This is a genomic window from Mesorhizobium sp. WSM4819 (genome assembly GCF_055811215.1).
This window is the reverse complement of record NZ_JBVVQO010000002.1, coordinates 1-17,288: the sequence shown is the minus strand read 5'-3', so window position 1 is coordinate 17,288 and position 17,288 is coordinate 1. Positions and strand designations below refer to the sequence as shown.

Sequence of the window (17,288 nt, the reverse complement as noted above, 5' to 3'; positions counted from 1 at the left end):
AACCTGAGCCCCGCCGCGCCGGCTTGAAGCGCTCCAGGATCAATAGATCTTGGAGAACTCTTCGATGTTCGACTTGTCGAACTTGAAGGGCGGAGCCATCGCGGCCGAGTTGGTGTCGTCGAGGGTGACTTTGCCGACGCGGCCGATCGACAGCGTCGCACCCGGCTTGGCTTCTTCCTTCTTCACCGCCAGATCATGGGCGAGGTAGACGGCCGAGTAGCCGAGATCGATCGGGTTCCACAGCGCAACCGCCTGGCTGGCGCCGTTGTCGATGAACTTCTTGAACTCCGACGGCAGCGCCAGGCCGGTGACGTTGACCTTGCCGATCAGGCCTTGGTCGGTCACCACCTGGGCGGCGGCGACGACGCCGACGGTGGTCGGTGCGATGATTGCCTTGAGGTTCGGATAGGATTTCAGCAGGCCCTTGGCCTCGTCCGTGCTCTTGGCCGAGTCGTCGTCGCCATAGACGGTAGCGACGAGATTGATCTTGGGGAATTTCTCCGGCAGCACCTTTTTGGCCGCTTCGATCCAGGCGTTCTGGTTGGTCGCAGTCGACGAAGCCGACAGGATGGCGACATCGCCGCCTTCCGGCAGATAGTCGGCGGCAAGCTTGATGATGGTCTCGCCGATCAGGTTGGTGTCCGACGGGTTGAGGTGGAGCTGGCGGCCTTCCGGAGCGACGCCGGAATCCCACGAGATGACGGTGATGCCGCGATCCATCGCCTTCTTCAGCGCCGGCACCAGCGCGTCGGCGTCATTGGCCGAAATGGCGATCGCGTCGACTTTTTGGGCGATCAGCGAATTGATCACCTCGATCTGCGCTTCGGCGGTCGCCTTTGTCGGGCCGGTGTAGATGATGTCGACATCTCCGAGTTCCTTGGCCGCCTCTTCGGCGCCCTTGTTGGCGGCATCGAAGAAGCCGTTGCCGAGCGACTTCACAACCAGCGCGATCTTGACGTTCTCGGCATAGGCCGCATTCACGAACATGGCGGCCGACAACGCCGCCGTGACCATCAATTTCTTCAAGAAGCTCATTCGAATATCCTCCCTTGAGCGTTGCATTCCATCACCGCTGCGGTCGTCTCAGGCCTGCAGCGAAGATTCTTCCTTGTTGCCTAGCGTTGTGCGGGCGACGACCAGCGTCACACCGGCGGCCTCCAACATCTTGGCCTCGCGATCCTCGATGCCGTCGTCGGTGATGACCGTGGCAATGCGCGACAGGCCGCACAGGATCAGGCTCGAGCGTTTGCGGAATTTTGACGAGTCGACCAGCACCACCAGTTCGTCGGCCTGATCGATCAGTTTCTGCTCGGCCTGGATCAGCAGCGGATCGCCTTCCATCAGGCCGAGTGGCCCGAGCCCTTGCGCCCCCATGAACATGCGGCGCGCATAGAAATTGCGCGTCACGTCATTGTCGAAGGGCGACAGGATGATGTTCTGCTCGCGGTAGATGGTGCCGCCCGACAGCATCACCGTGTTCTTGGAGTGCTTGAGCAGGTGCTCGGCGATCGGGAAGGAGTTGGTGAAGATCGGCATGCGGCGACCGGTCAGGAAATGCACCATCTGGAAGGTGGTGGTGCCGCCATTGATGATGATCGGCTCGCCGTCCTTGCACAGTTCTACGGCGTCCCGCGCGATCGCCCGCTTCTGCGCAGCGTTGATCGTCTCGTTGACGGAAAAAGGCCGGCCGGCAAGGCCGATGAATTGCGGCGGGGTGATCGCCTCGGCGCCGCCACGCACCCGGCGCAGGCGCTTTTGCACATGCAGTGCGGCGATGTCGCGCCGGATCGTCGCCTCGGATGAATCCGTCAGGTCGACCATCTCCTGCACCGTCACCACAGGCTTTTCCTGGACGGCGGACAAAATGATCCTGTGGCGCTCTTTCTCGTGCATGGTTCCTCCCTGCTTCAGCATCTAGGCACCCAAAACGCGCAGTGTCAATCATTTCCGATCATATAATTCCATTGTGCAGTGCAATATGATCAATCTTGATCGTTTGTGATTGACAATGCCGCTGCTTCCGTGGACATTCGACCGAAGCTGACCCGCTATGCGGTCGCAATTGACCGCACCGTTTGCGCGTCTCACGTCACGGGAGGATTACCTATGCTTGACAAGCGCTCCGGCACGCGCCTCGCCAATCTTTGGGATGAGGCGACAGCCCTGGGAATGAGCGAGCCGGAACGTCTCGTCTATCGCTCGAATGTTCTTGGCTCCGACAAGCGCGTCACCAACTATGGCGGCGGCAACACCTCTTCCAAGATCTGGCAAAAGGATCCGCTCACCGGCGAAAGCGTGGAAGTGCTGTGGGTGAAGGGATCCGGCGGCGACAGCGCCTCGATTAAAACAGACGGTTTCGCCACCCTCTACATGGACAAGTTGCGCGCGCTGAAGGGTCTCTATCGCGGCCTCGAGCATGAGGACGAGATGGTCGCCTATCTGCCCCATTGCACCTTCAATCTTAACCCACGCGCGGCCTCGATCGACACGCCGCTGCACGCCTTCGTGCCGAAGCCGCATGTCGACCACATGCATCCCGACGCCATCATCGCGATTGCCGCCGCCAAGGATTCGCAGGCGCTGACCAGGGAGATCTTCGGTGACGCGATCGGCTGGCTGCCATGGAAGCGTCCGGGCTTCGAGCTCGGCCTGTGGCTGGAAAAATTCTGCTCCGAAAACCCTGAGGCCAAGGGCGTTGTGCTGGCAAGCCATGGCCTGTTCACCTGGGGCGACACTCCAAAGGAATGCTACGAGACGACGATCTCGGTGATCAACCAGGCGATCGACTGGTTCGAGCGCAAGTCTGAAGGCAAGCCGATCTTCGGCGGCGAAGTCGTCAAATCGCTCGACGCGCCGGCGCGTCGTGCCGTGGCGGCAAGGCTGATGCCGAGGATCCGCGGCCTGATCTCGGAGAAAAGCCACAAGCTCGGCCATTTCGACGATTCGCCGGCCGTGCTCGAATTCGTCAATTCGAAGGATTTGCGCCCGCTGGCGGCGCTCGGCACCTCCTGCCCGGATCATTTCCTGCGCACCAAGATCCGGCCGCTGGTCATCGAATTCGATCCCAAAAATCCCGATGTCGACGCCGTCATCGCCCGTCTCGCCGACGATGTGGCCGAGTATCGCGTTGGCTACCAGGCCTATTATAACAGGTGCAAGCATGCGGATTCGCCGCCGGTGCGTGATCCGAACGCCGTGGTCTATCTGATGCCCGGCGTCGGCATGTTCACCTTCGCCGGCGACAAGGCGACGGCGCGCATTTCGGGCGAATTCTACGTCAATGCCATCAATGTCATGCGCGGTGCCTCGACAGTGTCGACCTATGTCGGCCTGCCCGAGCAGGAAGCCTTCGACATCGAATACTGGCTGCTCGAAGAGGCGAAGCTGCAGCGCCTGCCAAAGCCGAAAGCGCTTGCCGGCCAGATCGCGCTGGTCACCGGCGGCGCCGGCGGCATCGGCCGGGCGACGGCCAACCGGCTGCTGCGCGAGGGCGCCTGCGTCGTGCTGGCCGACATCGACGAGACCGCCCTTGCCAGCGCCAATGACGAATTGGCCAAGGCCCATGGCAAGGATTTCGTGCGGCCGGTGGTGATCGACGTCACGTCAGAGGACCAGGTGATCTCCGGTTTCGCCGAGACGGCTGTCGAGTTCGGCGGCATCGACATCCTGGTGTCGAATGCCGGCCTGGCAACCTCGGCGCCGATCGAGGAGACGACGCTGGCGCTGTGGAACAAGAACATGGACATCTTGTCGACCGGCTATTTCCTCGCGTCGCGCGAAGCATTCCGGCTGTTTCGGGCGCAGAAGATCGGCGGCAATGTCGTCTTCGTCGCCTCCAAGAACGGGCTTGCCGCATCGCCCAATGCCGCCGCCTATTGCACGGCCAAGGCCGCCGAAATCCATCTGGCGCGCTGCCTGGCGCTGGAAGGCGCGGAGGCCCAGATCAGGGTCAATGTCGTCAATCCCGACGCCGTGCTGCGCGGCTCGAAGATCTGGACCGGCGAGTGGAAGGAACAGCGCGCCGCCGCCTACAAGATGTCGACTGACGACCTTGAGGAACACTACCGCTCACGCTCGATGCTGAAGCGTTCGGTGTTCCCCGAAGACATCGCCGAGGCGATCTATTTCTTCGCCTCCGACATGTCGGCCAAGTCGACCGGCAATATCGTCAATGTCGACGCCGGCAACGCCCAGAGTTTTACGCGCTAGGCGATCATTTTTTGAGGGTGGCGCTGCCCCTCACCCTTACCCTCTCCCCGCGAACAACGGGGAGAGGGGGTCGCCAATGCCGGACACGCTTGTCCTTCTCCCGTCGCTATACGGGGAGAAGGTGCCGGCAGGCGGATGAGGGGCAGCGCCAACCGAACGCATTTGGGAGGAAGCACCATGTCCGAAACCATCATCTCCGCTGACATCGTCGACAAGGACAATCTCGCGCGCGCGGCCGGGCTCAAGCGCGATTACGATGCGCTCGGCGAACGCCTCGACCGCCGCGGCATCGCCGTCGACGCCATCCGCGACAAGGTCGAAAAATTCGCCGTGGCGATCCCGTCCTGGGGCGTCGGCACCGGTGGCACCCGCTTTGCCCGCTTTCCCGGCGCCGGCGAGCCGCGCGATATCTTCGACAAGATCGAGGACTGCGCCGTCATCCGGCAGTTGACGCAGGCGACACCCACCGTCTCGCTGCACATTCCGTGGGACACGGCCGACCCGAACCGGCTGAAACAGGCGGCCTCGCGCTTCGGCCTTGGCTTCGACGCCATGAACTCCAATACCTTCTCCGACGCCAGTGATCAAAAACTGTCCTACAAGTTCGGCTCGCTGTCGCATGCCGACGCCGGCACCCGCCGGCAGGCGGTCGAGCACAATCTCGAATGCATCGAGATCGGCAAGAAGCTGGGCTCCAAGGCGCTGACGGTGTGGATCGGCGACGGCTCGAATTTCCCCGGCCAAGTCAATTTCGCAAAGGCGTTCGAGCGCTATCTCGACGCAATGAAGGAGATCTACGCCAAGCTGCCGGACGACTGGAAGCTGTTCACCGAGCACAAAATGTACGAGCCGGCCTTCTATTCGACGGTCGTGCAGGATTGGGGCACCAACTACATCATCGCCAAAGAGCTCGGCGACAAGGCCTTTTGCCTGGTCGACCTCGGCCATCATGCGCCCAACGTCAATATCGAGATGATCGTGTCGCGGCTGATCCAGTTCAAGAAACTCGGCGGCTTCCATTTCAACGATTCGAAATATGGCGACGACGATCTCGATGCCGGCTCGATCGATCCCTACCGGCTGTTCCTCGTCTTCAACGAACTGGTCGATGCCGAGCTTGCCGGTGCCGAAGATTTTGATCCGGCTCACATGCTCGACCAGAGCCACAATGTCACCGACCCGATCGAAAGCCTGATGTTGTCGGCGGTCGAGGTGCAGCGCGCCTATGCGCAGGCGCTGCTGGTCGATCGCCAGGCGCTGGAAGGCTATCAGGATGCCAACGACGCGCTGATGGCGACGCAGACGCTGAAAGCCGCCTATCGCACCGATGTCGAGCCGATCCTCGCCATGGCGCGGCTGAACACGGGCGGCGCCATCGATCCGGTCGCCACCTATCGCGCCGCCGGCTACCGAGCCAAGGTCGCGGCGGAACGGCCGGCGGTTGCCGGCGGCGGCGGTGGGATTGTTTGATGTCGGCCTGAAACAAAAAACCCGCCTGAGGCGGGTTGCGGCGCGATGCGAGAGAGGCGTCGGCTAATTTCGAAAGCCTTCGCTTGTCATCAGCCTACCTAAGCTGCGACGCAACTGCCAAATCTCCGCCATCTGCGATTAGCTACAAGCCAACACGCCTTCGTCATCCTAGGGCGGAGCAGGAGCGAAGCGACGTCGCGGAGACCCTAGGATCCATGCCGTTACATCAGCCAAAGATCGCAACGGTGGTTACGAACCGAACCGGCGCAGGCGTGCAAGCCCGCCGAAATCTTCTTTATTGTCAGTAGACTCAACCGCTCCAAACGGCTTTTCTAGGCGCATCCCACGCCCCGGAGAACGGCCATGCACCGCCGCACCCTAATCGCACTCAGTCTTTCCCTCACCTTGACCTTTGCGCCGCTGGCGGCCGCATTGGCCGCCTCGCCGCAGCCGGCGAAGGGCGAGCATGGCATGGTGGTGACCGCCCAGCATCTGGCGTCTGAAGTCGGCGTCGAGGTGCTGAAGAAGGGCGGCAACGCCGTCGATGCCGCGGTCGCCGTCGGCTACGCACTGGCTGTGGTCTATCCAAACGCCGGCAATATCGGCGGTGGCGGCTTCATGACCATCCGCTTCACGGACGGCCGCTCGACGTTCCTCGATTTCCGCGAGCGCGCGCCGCTCGCCTCGACGAAAACCATGTATCTCGACAAGGACGGCAAGCCGGTGAAAGGCGCCAGCCTCGACGGCTATCTCGCTGTCGGCGTGCCGGGCTCGGTGGCAGGTTTCGAGACCGCACGGGAAAAATACGGCACGCTGACGCGGCAGGACTTGATGGCGCCGGCCATCCGCTATGCCAGGGATGGTTTTGTGCTGGAGCAGGGTGATGTCGCCTCGCTCGAAGGCGGCGCCGCGCGGCTGGCCAAGGACCCGGCCGCGGCCGCCATCTTCCTGAAGCCTGACGGCAAGCCCTATGCCGTCGGCGAGCGCCTTGTCCAGGCCGATCTCGCCGCCTCGCTCTCGGCCATCTCGGAACGAGGTCGTGATGCCTTCTACAAAGGACCGATCGCCGACGGCATCGTCAAGGCGAGCGCGCAGAAGGGCGGCATTCTGGCCAAGGCGGATTTCGAGACCTACGCGGTCCGCGAACTCGAGCCGGTGACCTGCGATTACCGCGGCTATGAGATCACCTCCTCGCCGCCGCCGAGCTCGGGCGGCGTCATCATCTGCGAGATCCTCAACGTGTTGGAATTCTATCCGCTGTCCTATCTCGGCGCGGGTTCTGCCGAAACCGTCAAAGTCATGGTCGAGGCGATGCGCCATGCCTATGTCGACCGCAATTCGGCGCTCGGCGATCCCGACTTCGTCGACAATCCGGTCGAAAAGCTGCTCGACAAGAACTATGCGAAAGAAATCCGCGAAAAGATCGATCCGTACCGGGCCGGCGTGTCGCAGGATCTGATGCCGAAGGGTTTTGGCGAGAGCCAGGAGACGACGCATTATTCGATCGTCGACAATGATGGCAACGCCGTCGCGGTGACCTATACGCTGAACGGCTCGTTCGGCGCCGCCGTCGTCGCCGACGGCACCGGCATCCTGCTCAACAACGAGATGGACGATTTCACCCAGAAACCGGGCGTGCCCAATCTCTACGGCCTCGTCCAGGGCGAGGCCAATGCGATCGCCCCGAGGAAGACGCCGCTGTCGTCGATGAGCCCGACCATCGTCGCCAAGGACGGCAAGCCGTTCATGGTTATCGGCAGCCCCGGCGGATCGCGCATCATCACCATCACGCTGGCAGCGATCGTCAACGTCGTCGACCACGGCATGAACATCCAGGAGGCGATCGACGCGCCGCGAATCCATCACCAATGGCTGCCCGACACGGTCTATGTCGAACCGTTCGGCCTGTCGCCCGATACCGAAAAACTGCTTGCCGGGATGGGCTACCACCTCGATGTCGCCGATGCGACCTGGGGTCAGGCGGCCGGTATCCTGGTCGGCGGCAAGAGCCTGGCCGAGATCGAAAAGGGCGGCGGCGCCCGCTACAATGGCGCCATCGACAGCCGCGCCGCGTCCGGCGAGGCGATTGGATATTAGATTCGTGCGCCCCGGGTCTGTTGAGATTCAGGTCAGGCCGCGCCGGGCCCGTCAGATGACCAGCGTTATGGTGGACGCAATCAGCATCACCGCTGCGATGCCGACGAACAAGGCATAGATACGCGGCCGATCGAGCAGCAGCGCATTTCCCGATATCCACGCCGCGGTGGCGCCGCCAAGTGCGTACAGGAAGCCGTTACGGTGCCCCAGGGCAAGGTTTGCGGCCATCAAGCCGCCAATGATGAGGGCGCCGAACACGATGATCACGGCGACAGCGTATTTCTCGAAATCGTTGCTGGCCACACCCGGACCCATCACGTTCAACGTCGTCAGGTCGTCCGGGTCGAAGGGGCTGGCCGACCCATATTCGTCTTGTCCGGCAGGCTCGTGCATCATTCATTCTCCTTGAAGCGGCAACAAATCATCAAGCCTTGCCGAGTGCAACCGGATCGCGACGCGTTCAATGCCATCGGCACGGTCTTCAACACTTTCTGGCCGCGGCTTGCTACCGTCTTTTTGGATTTAATGCATGTCGCGCACAAGCATGCCCTTGGGCCTGACCCGAGGGTGTGCAGCGGTTTTGCGGTAACGACATGCAAAAAAACAACAACCTGAAGCGCGTCGCCGGTCAAACGCGACGCGCTTCAGGTCGGATCGTGCTGCCGTTCCAGGCGATCTGTCGCACTGGAATCGCCAGTCAGGGCGTTTTGACATGAAAGGCCGCCGCTCTGGAGCAGAACCGCGGTCCTGGCTTCAGCCTGACCGCGCGTGAAGTTGCCGGTGGCCAAGATTGGGCCGGCGGCGAAGATTGGGTTGGTGGTGAAGAGTGGCCGGCGCCACTTTGGGGGGGCGTTGGGGTAGATTGCCTGATGGGCGCCGGCCAAGCGGAAATCAGGTCCGCCGCGAGCAAACATAGCAAGGAATGGCGCGGTATGGCAGTGGTGTGATCGCGGAAGATGGTTCGCGCTTTCCCGGTGCGGTGTCCCATTATCGGTCAACCCGTCTGGCACCTGAATTGCACAGTAACCAATGCCGGGGCAACGGCCCGGAAGTCGTTCCCGAATATCGGGCCTCGCCGCTTCGCAAATGGAGCGGCGGGCCTTTTTGGCTAGAGCATCGGCCCCGAACGTGGCTACCGGTTGCGGCAGCGTTTCGCAGCCCGCCGAAATTTGTCAGGCGGCGGGAGCCGGCGGCAGTTCGAACAGATGGGCGCCATTCTCCTGGCCGCGCTCGACATAGCCGATTATCCGGAACCATTTTGCGACGTCCGGTCTCTGGAGCCAGCTGCGCGAGTGAATGGGGAGGTTGCCTGCAAGCGCCTGGATATGGCGAATGTGCCGCTTGCAGAAGCGAACGGTCGCGGCGCTGAAGAAATCTTCCTGCGCGGCGAACAGCGTATCGGCAGCGTCGCTATTCTCGTGCCAGGCGATGAGCGCTACGGTTTTTTCGCCCTGCACGAGCGCATGAGCACGGCCTTCCTTCAAGTTCATCATCAGATTGTCGTAGGCGATCTTGCTGTCCTTGCCGGCCGCGACGTACTCGTCCGATATCCGCTTGGACAGATCACGGAAAACACTTTCCAGATCTCCAACCGTTGCTGCGCGTGCTCTCATTTCGCCTCCTGGAGCCCCAGCGGGCAGTTTGCCCTAAGGATAGGGGATCACCAAGCAAATCAAATCCGTCATTCGCCCAATGCGAGCAAACAGTTTCGGCAGTGCCGGCCCTGTCGGGCGCGGGAAAAATGATTGGAGGTCGCCGAGAACCGCTACGCAACCTGCCGCAACACGGCGACCTGAATTCCCCCAACCGATTTCAGCCAAGCGGGCGTCATGCGCAACTTGCTGAAATTGCCTTGGAAAAATGGTGCCCAGAGGCGGAATCCAAACGATGGAAAACTCTCTCTGTTTCCAAATCGTTAGGACTCACGCTATAGCAGGACTAGCCAACAAAAATACCAACAAAATATTTCTGTGGATTGTCTCGGTTCCCGGATCTATTTGCTCAATGCCATCGCGTCCCAACCTTATCTCAAAAGCCCATTGCTGTCGTTACTCGAGCTTGGTCCAGATAAGTCCTCTCGATCGCATTCCATGGTGCGTGAGCAAATCGCAGGTCCGCTGCCTCCGATTTCCCGACCTCTGATCGCTCTAGCCATCGAGGTTCCGGCCATCGCGGTGGCCGCCTTCTGCGTCATCTACGCTTCGGTCAGCAGCGCATGTCAGGCGCTCCCAGCCGAGCGGCCGGCCAGCCTCAGCAGACCCCGCAGGATCAAGGCGACCGCTTCGTCAACGTGAACTGTCCGTACCAATTTGCGGTTCTCCTCCTCCGTCAGGCCATTGTTCAAGCTGGAAGGATCGAACCCGTCAAAAGCATTTCGGCCGGGCCAAGCCAGCGGCGCGGCTTTGGGCGCAAGCAGCTTCAATTTTTGCGCGATGTCGCGCGCGCATCCGCCAAAGCCTCCGAGGAGGAAAACTGGCTGTCCGGCCTGGAGCGCAAAGAGCGTCTCCTCAGGCGATACCCGGCATGCGCCCCTTGTAGCCGCTCACGCGCCCGCCGAGAACCACGCGCGCGTCTGCCGCGTCGGTCAGGACCGCGCGCATGGCCGTCCGCCCGTCCGCCCACTCCTCGTCCGTGGGAGTGGTGGGTTGAGGCGCGAGCGCGTCGAGCGGGCCATCTGAACCGTACCGATCGGGCTAATAGGGGAATTGGGCGAAAGCTCGGTCATCATTTTTTCGTAGACAGCGGGGTCAGTGGCAGCTTTGCATTCGACATTTCCCAGCGCTGTCCGGGCGTTTTGCCTTTTGACTTTTCCGACCTCTTTGACAGTCAGTACTCTCTTGGTGCCATTTTCTTCGATAGTGCACTGATCGCCGTAGCAGGTGGTTACTTGGGCCAAAGCCGCCGGTGTGGCAAAGAGAAACCAAGAAAGGAAAAGCACTCTCATTCGATTATCCATCTCGATGCAGCAAGCAGTCACCCCCGCTATGTTCGAGCATGAAGCAGCAGTCGGTCAACGGGGCAAATCCATGAACCACCATATCGAAGAACTGTCGATGGGGGTGATCAAAGCTCGCCTTGATGGCCGCCACGCTCGACCGGGCAGCACGTCCTTGTAAATTGGGAACAACCTAGTCTTTGAGATAGACGGAAGAGCGGGAGAGAAACCGGACTTTCTGATCTTCGCCGATTTGGAACATCAAGGATTGCATAATTGGCGGCTGTCGTTTAGGTAGCCGCATAACAGCCTGCGGGGGCTAAATGAAATCTTTTAGTGAGGGGGGATTCCCTCTTTCGGGCGTCCGGAATGCATTGCTGGCAGCGGCGTGCGCGGTTTCGTGCGCGTGGCCGGCTGCCTCCGCCGGGCAGGTGCTGAAGGGCAAGGCTTCCGTCGTTGACGGGGACACGATCGAAATCCACGGCGAAAGCATCCGCTTCAACGGGGTCGACGCGCCCGAATCGGCGCAGGTCTGCCTGAACGGCAAAGGGACGAAATACGGCTGCGGCGCGAAGTCAGCCGATGCACTTGCCTCGTATCTCTCGAAATCTTCGCCGACCGCTTGCGAATTCGTTGAACGGGACCGCTACGGGCGGTTTGTCGGCAACTGCTTCAGGGCAGACGGTGCCAGCGTGCAGGAATGGCTCGTAGCGAACGGTCACGCTCTCGACTGGCCGCGCTACAGCAACGGAACCTATGCCGGGAAGCAGAAGGAAGCGCGCGCCTCAAAGCGCGGCCTGTGGTCCGGATCCTTCGACCTTCCCTGGGAATGGCGGGCAAGCAGGAGCGAGCCTGCCACAGCCCTCCCGCTGCTTACCCCGCTGGCCGAAGTTTCAGCCGCAAGCGGCTGCAAAATCAAGGGAAACATCAGCGCGAAGGGCGAGCGCATCTTCCATGTCCCCGGACAGGAGCACTACGCCCGCACCAGGATTTCTGAAGGCAAGGGCGAACGCTGGTTCTGCAGCGATGCCGAAGCGGTTGCCGCAGGCTGGCGGCCGGCCCGCAAGTAGCGGCCGCATCAAGAACATTGTGAATCTCGCTGTGGGGGTGGGACTTGGCAGTAAAATTCGAGGCGCTTGAAAAGCTGAGGGAAAGACTTCGGGAGTCCGACCACGACTTCCGCGGAGGAACCGAAATCTTCTCGAGCCTTAACGTCGACAAGGTCGCTCGGGATCTCGATCTCGTCGCCGCAGGGAAACGCCGCGGCGAGAGCAATCAGCCCGCCAAGGCATCCAGGAACCCGGACGACCTGGAGCACACGGTCATCGAGCTGGTCGAGGAAGAAAAGCGGAAATCCCACCAGACGATCGAGGACCAGCTGCAGTCCTTCTCGGGAAGGCTCGGCAGCCTCGAGTTCGACGAACAGTTCAGCGCTCTACGGCAGGCGAACGCGTCGGGACTGGCGGATTTCAAGGGCGAGATCGCCGTCGGCCTGGACATGCTGCACGGGCTGCGCAGGGCGCTCAACACGGCGGAAACCGAACATACCTGGTTCAAGGAGAAGCACGGACTTGTCCGGGCCGCGCGGCTGCACGAGGGACCCTGGCACATCTTCAGGTTCATGCTTCTCATCGTGATGTTCGGGCTGGAAACCATCGGCAACGCCAGCCTTCTCGCCACCGGCAGCGAGCAGGGCTTTTTCGGCGGCATCATGCTGGCGTGGATGTTTTCGTTCCTGAACATCGTCGTTGCGGTGCTCGCGGCTGTGTTCTGCGCCCGGCTTGTGACCCACAGGTCGTGGCTGAGGAGAGCCGTCGGAGGCACGGCCATCCTCCTCTACCTGGCGTTCGCATTCGGGCTGAACCTCCTCCTCGCGCACTACCGCGAGGTCAGCACCAGGATGTCGGAAGACTGGACAGGAAACGCGGGAACCCTCGTGCTGACCAGCATGAGGGAGAACCTTTTGGGCCTGACCGACGTAAACTCGATCCTGCTGTTCCTGATCGGTTTCGTCTTCTCCCTGATCGCGTTCATCGACGGTTGCTTCATCGTCGATCCCTACTGGGGCTACTCAAGCGTCGAGAAGCGGCTCCGCTCCGCGCGCGAGGAATACGTGAACGCCAAGGCCGACCTGATCGAAACGCTGAAGGATACGCGCGACGACCATAACGAAAAGCCGAGGACGTGGTCAAGCAACTCGGCAGCAGGAAGCGGGAATTCAACGCCATAGTGGACCACCGGGCGAGGCTCGTTTCACTGTTCGAGCAGCACCAGGTCCAGCTTGAGCGCGCCTGCAACCAGCTGCTTGCCAAATACCGCGAGGCCAACATTGAGGCGCGCGCCGAACCGCCGCCGAAACATTTCTCGAACGCCTATAAGCTCGAACGCGTCAAGGTGAAGGTGTCGTCGGACGGGTCGTGGAACGACGCCGACCTGTCTGCCGACATCCGCACGGCGCAGGACGAGCTTTCTGCCCAGGTGAAGCTGATCGGGCTGGAATGCGAGAAGGGCATCGAACAGTACAAGGCACTCGACAACCTCTTTCCGGATAGCATGAATGTCCAGACGACCACGTAGGCGAAGCGCCGCCAGGAAAAGAAGCGGCAAAGGCCACGGTTCCACGATCCTGGGAATCGCTGGACTGGGCGTCGTGCTCGCCGCGATGGCCGCAGGCCTCATTTTCCTCTTCGTCAAGTCGGCCGAAACGGTGGAGCTCGACCCCGACACGAACTGTCCTGTCGCCGGGCCGTCAAGCGCCACGGCGTTCCTTTTCGACACGACGGACCCGCTGTCTGAGGTCACCCTTAGCGACCTGAAGAACCATTTCAGGACCGAAGGATCGAAGGTCGGGCCGGGCGGGTACATCCGCATCGTCAGCTTGACCGCGGAGCCGGGGGAAGTCGTCACCTTGTTCGACGGCTGCAATCCGGGCGATGGGTCAACCGTGGACATCTGGACCAGCAATCCGAAGCGGCAACAGAAGAAATGGGAAGAGGAATTCGGAAAACCGCTTGAAAAGCTCCCGGACGAAGTCGCCAACGGCTCGTCGGCGGACCAGTCGCCAATCATGGCGGCCATCCAGCAGGTCAAGCTGATGCTGTTCGACGCCGAAATATCGAGAAAGGCGGCGAAGCGCCTGATTGTCGCTTCCGACATGATCGAGCACACGAGCCTCTATTCGCAGTACCGGTCGAGCCTGGACTACGGCGCGTTCAAGGAGAGCAAGGCCGCGCAAATCTACGGCACGAGCCTCGACGGAATTGCCGTCAAGGTTCTCTACGTCAACCGCGAAAAGAAAGCCTTCAGCAGCCGCGAGCACGTGGAGTTCTGGGCAACGTGGGTCCGCGACGAAGGGGGCGACTGGGAAGAAGCCGAAAAGCTTGAAGGATTGAACTGATGGCAAGACGCCAAGGCTTTGCATTCCTGTCGAACCCCAGGCTGCCGCTGTTCGCATACGCCGGCGTCACGGTTTCGGGAATCCTGTTCATTGTCGCGTCAAAGACATACGGCATCGACAGGCTGGTCACGACTGCGACTCCGGTGTTGCTCATGCTCGCCTACGGCCTGCTGCCGATGTTTGTCGGCAGGCTCAGGCTCCACGACGAGCAGACAGGCGACAACCTGTACTACATGGGCTTCCTGTTCACGCTCACCAGCCTCGGCGTCGCCCTCTTCCAGTTCGGTTCGGAAACCTCGACCGATGAGATCGTCAGGAACTTCGGCGTCGCGATCACGTCCACGATCGCGGGCATCATGCTCAGGATCCTGTACAACCAGATGCGGCGCGATCCTGCCGACATCGAACGTTCCGCGCGGCACGAAGCTGGCGACCATGACAAGGCGCGTCAGGGCCGAGCTTGAAAGCGTCTCGCGCGAATTCGCCGACTTCCGGCGCGTCAGCAACCAGATGCTGGAGGAAGGGTTCGGGGAGATCGCTGAACAGGCCGGCCGCAACGGCGAGCACATCAGGGCGTCGTTCGAAAAGATGGCGATGGAGGCCATAAAACCCGTGCAGGAGGCGTCGGGCAAGCTGGGAAACGCCATGGAGGAGAACTTCGGTAGGATCGAAACGCAGTTCTCCCAGATCGTGAAGAAGGTGGATTCGTCGGCGGAACTGCTCGACCGGGCGAACGGCGCGATGTCGGCGTCGGTCCTCAAGCTCGGCCAGCAGGCCGACAGCGTCGCCGGGAAGCTCGAGAAGGTCGTCATTCCTGACGAAGTCCTGAAAAACGAACTGGCACCGATGGTCAAGTCGCTGTCGGACGCCGTCGCCCAGTACGCCGTCAAGACGGAAGCCGCGTCGGTCGAGCAGCAGGCCCGGATTTCCGAGATCACGTCTGTCGTCCGCGAGATGGTCGAGAAGTCGGACAGGACCGCAGCGGCGGCGGAAAAATCCGCGGCGGCCGTCGAAAAGTCGATGGAGGCCGCGGCAAGCCAGCAGCGGGTCATGGAAGCGGTCGTCAAGCTAATGCAGCAGCAGTCGCAGGAGACGAAGCAGCTGATGACCCGTCTTGTGGACAGAAGCGAACGCGGTACGGCGCTCACGTCGGAGGCTGAAAAACTGATCGAAGATGCCGCGCAGGAATTTGTCGATCAAGGAACCGCATCCGTCGAACCGCCGCCGTATCCCGACACCTTCCGGACGCCAACGGAGCGCCGCCTGCCGTCGAAGCCGAGGCACCGAGAAGAGCCTGGTGGAGCCGATGAACGGCCTCGGTTCAACGTCAGTCAACTTCGAGAGGAAAGGCTACGCACGCGGCCTGATCCTCGGCCTCACCATGGCCGAAACGATGCTGCTGCTCGTCTTCTGCCTCCTGCTGGCCGCCGGCGCGATCATCTCGAAGAAGGAAAAGGAAACCCAGGCAGCGCTCAAGGCGGTCGAGGCCGGTGAGGAACGCGTCCTGCAGGCCGAACTGGAGAAGTCGAAGGCGGAAAATGAGAGGGAACGGCTGCTTGCCGAAGTGGGGAAACTCATGCGGGCGGCAACCGGACGCCCGATTCCGGATGACGACTGGGACAAGCTGGTCACCGCCAGGAACGCCGCCGCCGCCATCGCCGAAACTGGGCTTACACTTGAGGAAGCCGTCGAGTACGCGGCCGCCACCAAAGTTCTGCGAGACAACGCCATCGTCGAAGAGATGGCGAAAGAACTCGTGTCCGCGATGAAGAAACTGGCGAAACACGGCATCTCACCGGAACAGGCGGCGGCAATGGCCGAATCCATGAAGGCTCTCAAGGACAGCGGCTATGCTGAGAAGACAGCCGCGGAATTGACGGCGGCATTGTCCAAAGCCGCAGACGGCGACGCCAAGCCGCATGAATGGCCGCCCATCATCAGTCTCAGCGAACTCGAGGGCTATAATTTCAGGGTCGGCAGCGCCGAGCTGTCAGAAACCTTCAGAACCAAGCTTAAGGACAAATCGGCGGAAATCGCGGAAACCGCCAAGCAGTATCGCGTCGACATCATCGAGGTAATCGGCCACACGGACGAACAGGTCATGGCAGGTGACTTTTCGAATATGGACAGCGGCCTAAAGCCAGTTCTCGACGGCGAGAAGCCGATCGGGTCGCTGCACCCGGCCGACAATGCAGGCTTGGGGCTCGCCCGAGCGATTTCGGTTGCAGAATTGCTCGAAAGGCTACCGGAACTAGACGGGTTCACCATTCTGCCGATGTCCGGCGGCCAACTCATCCTCCCCGGAGACAGGCTTACGGACGGCGCACAACAGGGTGACGTGAAAGCGCGGCGTCGTATCGAAATTCGGGTTCGTAAAAGGTCCGAGCAGCAAACGACCAAGATCCTTCCGCATTTTAGCGGCGGTTGAAAATCCCGCCATTAGGTAGCAACCGCCACCACAACTTCAACGGCCGATCTGGTATCCCTGAAACCAAGTTTCAGGGATCGCCGAAATGGGCGTGTCAGACGAGAAAGCAGTGACCGCCTGGATACGGCCATGAGAAAGCGGGCTTAGCAGTCACAGCGTTCCAAGACTAAGGGGCATCGTGGATCAAAATACTAAGACAATAAACGCTACAGCAAAGAAAAGTGGTGGTGGATCATTCGGCTGGGTTCTTCCGGGGATCGCTGCGTTGGTGCTGGCGAAAACGGTGGGCATGTTTCCCGCCATCGCTGCGTTCGTTACTTACTATGGACTGAAAGAGAAGTTCGGTATCGCTCTTTCGCTGCTGGTAAGCGTGGTGGTGGCCGGGGCTGTGCTTGTGGCAACACTCGCTTACTTCGTGCACTCCGAAGAATCCGCGCGACAACGAAGCGACCAGAACGACACGGATATCAAAAATCTATCTGTTTATCCTGTACTTTCGGAGAGAATGGCCAATCCAAGTTGGACTATCGCATATTGGATAAGCGCCGATAAAAGGGAAGTGACTGCATCAGGGCTGACGAGTACATGGACGACAAAACGATGTCCAAGACGATCGGAACAAAGACTTACCATGATAGTGTCCTGAAGGTTCTGCAAAAAGCTTTGGAGAGAGAACAGCCCTTACTCTGAGGCGAGGGGCGGCCATGGCACGCTGGTGACGTTGCGATCACCGATTCCCGTGGAAGGGTAAG

General features: G+C 61.0%; 15 protein-coding genes and 2 pseudogenes. 11 read left to right on the top strand and 6 right to left on the bottom strand.

Translation table 11 applies throughout. The annotated features are described in order from the left end of the window. Positions 1-39 precede the first annotated feature (39 nt). Together rhaS and AC0L18_RS02200 are read right to left on the bottom strand one after the other, a co-directional pair. Entirely contained in the window at positions 40-1,035 is a 996-nt protein-coding gene (gene rhaS / locus AC0L18_RS02205; RefSeq protein WP_128247542.1) for a rhamnose ABC transporter substrate-binding protein, read from the bottom strand. 48 nt (positions 1,036-1,083) lie between these two features. Continuing rightward, complete coding sequence (locus tag AC0L18_RS02200; RefSeq protein WP_128247541.1) at positions 1,084-1,893, bottom strand: DeoR/GlpR family DNA-binding transcription regulator; 810 nt, start codon at positions 1,891-1,893, stop codon at positions 1,084-1,086. 213 nt (positions 1,894-2,106) lie between these two features. Between AC0L18_RS02200 and AC0L18_RS02195 the strand changes: the two genes are divergently transcribed. The 3 genes from AC0L18_RS02195 (at position 2,107) to ggt (ending at position 7,776) form a co-directional block, all read left to right on the top strand. After that, positions 2,107-4,209 carry a bifunctional rhamnulose-1-phosphate aldolase/short-chain dehydrogenase gene (locus tag AC0L18_RS02195; RefSeq protein WP_473490457.1) on the top strand — a complete coding sequence of 701 codons (2,103 nt, stop codon included), beginning with the start codon at positions 2,107-2,109 and terminating at the stop codon, positions 4,207-4,209. A 177-nt stretch (positions 4,210-4,386) separates the two neighbouring features. Next, positions 4,387-5,679, top strand: a complete 1,293-nt coding sequence (gene rhaI, locus AC0L18_RS02190) for an L-rhamnose catabolism isomerase (RefSeq protein WP_473490456.1) — start codon at positions 4,387-4,389, stop codon at positions 5,677-5,679. 363 nt (positions 5,680-6,042) lie between these two features. Continuing rightward, positions 6,043-7,776, top strand: a complete 1,734-nt coding sequence (ggt, locus tag AC0L18_RS02185; protein WP_473490455.1) for a gamma-glutamyltransferase — start codon at positions 6,043-6,045, stop codon at positions 7,774-7,776. A gap of 51 nt (positions 7,777-7,827) precedes the next feature. Here the strand turns inward: ggt and AC0L18_RS02180 are convergent, their stop codons facing one another. The 4 genes and pseudogenes from AC0L18_RS02180 to AC0L18_RS02165 form a co-directional block, all read right to left on the bottom strand. Continuing rightward, positions 7,828-8,172, bottom strand: a complete 345-nt coding sequence (locus AC0L18_RS02180) for a hypothetical protein (RefSeq protein ID WP_036263803.1) — start codon at positions 8,170-8,172, stop codon at positions 7,828-7,830. Positions 8,173-8,948: 776 nt separating this feature from the next. Beyond that, entirely contained in the window at positions 8,949-9,389 is a 441-nt protein-coding gene (locus AC0L18_RS02175) for a hypothetical protein (RefSeq protein WP_128177700.1), read from the bottom strand. A gap of 605 nt (positions 9,390-9,994) precedes the next feature. Continuing rightward, a pseudogene (locus tag AC0L18_RS02170) lies at positions 9,995-10,273 on the bottom strand (hypothetical protein); the annotation flags it as partial. Positions 10,274-10,283: 10 nt separating this feature from the next. Further along, positions 10,284-10,412, bottom strand: a pseudogene (locus AC0L18_RS02165) (hypothetical protein); the annotation flags it as partial. A gap of 673 nt (positions 10,413-11,085) precedes the next feature. On the opposite strand from AC0L18_RS02165, the gene AC0L18_RS02160 reads away from it, so the two are divergent. The 8 genes from AC0L18_RS02160 (at position 11,086) to AC0L18_RS02125 (ending at position 17,182) form a co-directional block, all read left to right on the top strand. Then, complete coding sequence (locus AC0L18_RS02160) at positions 11,086-11,781, top strand: thermonuclease family protein (RefSeq protein ID WP_473490454.1); 696 nt, start codon at positions 11,086-11,088, stop codon at positions 11,779-11,781. Positions 11,782-11,825: 44 nt separating this feature from the next. Further along, positions 11,826-12,941: a hypothetical protein gene (locus AC0L18_RS02155; RefSeq protein WP_473490453.1), complete on the top strand. Its 1,116-nt coding sequence runs from the start codon at positions 11,826-11,828 to the stop codon at positions 12,939-12,941. Next, complete coding sequence (locus tag AC0L18_RS02150) at positions 12,941-13,288, top strand: hypothetical protein (protein WP_473490452.1); 348 nt, start codon at positions 12,941-12,943, stop codon at positions 13,286-13,288. The genes AC0L18_RS02155 and AC0L18_RS02150 overlap by 1 nt, the downstream gene beginning before the upstream one ends. Beyond that, positions 13,269-14,108, top strand: a complete 840-nt coding sequence (locus AC0L18_RS02145) for a hypothetical protein (RefSeq protein ID WP_473490451.1) — start codon at positions 13,269-13,271, stop codon at positions 14,106-14,108. The genes AC0L18_RS02150 and AC0L18_RS02145 overlap by 20 nt, the downstream gene beginning before the upstream one ends. Further along, a complete protein-coding gene (locus AC0L18_RS02140; protein ID WP_473490450.1) occupies positions 14,108-14,572 on the top strand; it encodes a hypothetical protein in 465 nt (154 codons plus the stop codon). The genes AC0L18_RS02145 and AC0L18_RS02140 overlap by 1 nt, the downstream gene beginning before the upstream one ends. A 46-nt stretch (positions 14,573-14,618) precedes the next feature. Further along, the gene (locus tag AC0L18_RS02135; RefSeq protein WP_473490449.1) at positions 14,619-15,602 is read left to right on the top strand and encodes a hypothetical protein; all 984 of its coding nucleotides are present in this window, start codon (positions 14,619-14,621) and stop codon (positions 15,600-15,602) included. Positions 15,603-15,684: 82 nt separating this feature from the next. Next, positions 15,685-16,536 carry an OmpA family protein gene (locus AC0L18_RS02130; RefSeq protein WP_473490448.1) on the top strand — a complete coding sequence of 284 codons (852 nt, stop codon included), beginning with the start codon at positions 15,685-15,687 and terminating at the stop codon, positions 16,534-16,536. A 178-nt stretch (positions 16,537-16,714) separates the two neighbouring features. Next, entirely contained in the window at positions 16,715-17,182 is a 468-nt protein-coding gene (locus AC0L18_RS02125; protein ID WP_473490447.1) for a hypothetical protein, read from the top strand. Positions 17,183-17,288: the final 106 nt, after the last annotated feature.